At 29.3% G+C, this 1,483-nt stretch carries 2 pseudogenes; both read left to right on the top strand.

Annotation, left to right across the window (positions count from 1 at the left end):
• Nucleotides 1–652: pseudogene (locus tag F6K13_RS32825) on the top strand (serine/threonine-protein kinase PknK); the annotation flags it as partial.
• 116 nt (nt 653–768) lie between these two features.
• Nucleotides 769–1,483 (top strand): annotated as a pseudogene (locus F6K13_RS32820) (serine/threonine-protein kinase PknK); the annotation flags it as partial.

Raw genomic sequence — 1,483 nt, 5'->3', positions numbered from 1 at the left:
TTTTGCTCTATATAAAGAAGGGGCAATAGTAGAATATTTAAACAGTAATTTATCAGAAAGTGAAGCCTTAATAAAATTAATATTAGACCTTTCAAAATCAGTTATTGAAAAAACAGAAGTTTATAATTTATTGGTTGTTCAATATACTTTACGCGCTCAGTATGAAAAGGCAATTACAGCAGCAAAGAAGGCTTTGGGATTACTAGAAATCGAACTTCCAGAAACAGATTTACAAACAGTTATTGATCGGGAATTTACTAAAGTAAAAGAAAATTTACGCACTCAAGAAATTGCTAGTCTGATTTATGAAACAAAAAGCGAGAAATCAAAATATAAAGTAGCTTTAGCCTTAATTACAAATTTGATGGCATCTACTTATTTAACTTCACCAGAGTTATGGACAGTAATTGTATTGAAAGGTGTTAATATTTCTTTGAAATATGGTTCAGTTGCTGAGTCATGTGTTTGTTATTGTAACTATGGAATAATCCTCAATAGTTCTTTAGGAGATTATCACTCTGCATATCAGTTTGGTCTCTTGGCACTAAAATTAACTGATAAGTGGGAAATTTTAGGTTTAAAATGTAAAGCTTATGCTGGATTTGCTAATGGATTAAGTTTTTGGTTTAAGCACACAAAGAATCTAATTTAATTAATAATGAAGGGTATGGAGCGGCTTTAGAATCAGGGGATTTAGAATATGCTGGTTATCTTCTACATAACACTGCTATTAATTCATTATTCCAAGGCAGACCAATTTCAGAAACATTGAAAGAAGTTTCTCGCTATTTACAATTTACTCAAAAAACAAAAAATCAACTTTCGACAGATACTTTAACAGGAATTAAAAGTATTATAGAAAACTTGGAAGCACAAACAAAAAAAATGGATATAAACTCTTTAAAAGACAAAAAAATCGACTTTGATATTGACAAAATAAACGAAACAGAATACTTGGAAAGTTGTCAACAATATCAAAATTTTCACTCTCTATGTATCTATCTAATTAATAAGTCTTTTATTCTCTATTTATATAGAGATTTAGACTCCGCATTGCATAACATCTTAGAAGCTAAAAAATATCTGACATTTATTATAGGTACTGTACCTACTACAGAATTTAATTTTTATTATTCACTAATCTTAGCTGCCCTTTATACTCACGTTTCAGAAACTAAACAAACAGAATATTGGCAACAACTAGAAAAAAATCAACAGCAGATGAAAATTTGGGCAGATAACTGCCAAGAAAACTTTGAACATAAATATTTATTAGTAGAAGCAGAAAAAGCTAGTATTTCTGGAAAGAATCTAGAAGCAATAGACTTATATAATCAGGCCATAGAATCAGCAAAGAAAAATGAATTTATCCAATATGAAGCATTAGGTAATGAATTAGCGGCAAAATATTGGCTAAATCAAAATAAATTTAAGTATGCCAAAGTTCATTTACAAGAAGCTTACTATGGTTATCAAAATTGGG

Origin of the sequence: Okeania sp. SIO2B9, from assembly GCF_010672505.1 — a bacterium.
Taxonomy (GTDB): domain Bacteria; phylum Cyanobacteriota; class Cyanobacteriia; order Cyanobacteriales; family Microcoleaceae; genus Okeania; species Okeania hirsuta.
Note: the sequence above shows the minus strand (reverse complement) of the source record. Positions and strands in the feature narration are given on the sequence as shown.